Consider the following 230-nt stretch of genomic DNA (forward strand, 5'->3'; position numbering starts at 1 on the left):
GGTGGACCCGACCACGAAGTCCTGCACCTAGGAGATGAGCCGTGGGCAACATCATCGACAACTTCCGACGCACACGCTATGCGCGGCGTGGCTCGGCGCCACGTTTTACGCTGTTCCACGCGCTGCTCTGCGCAGCCGTCGTTGCGCTGCTCTACTGCATCAACGCGCACGCGGCCGCGCCGGGCATCACGGGCACGAATTTCGATCTGTCGGCCGAGGCCAACCGCATC

Annotated in this window: 1 pseudogene; it reads left to right on the plus strand. The window is 65.2% G+C overall.

The features are described 5' to 3' along the window. Window positions 1-41 precede the first annotated feature (41 nt). Window positions 42-230, plus strand: a pseudogene (locus SB771_RS37465) (multicopper oxidase family protein); the annotation flags it as partial.

This window comes from Burkholderia sp. SIMBA_051, assembly GCF_046534915.1.
Lineage (GTDB): Bacteria > Pseudomonadota > Gammaproteobacteria > Burkholderiales > Burkholderiaceae > Burkholderia > Burkholderia ambifaria.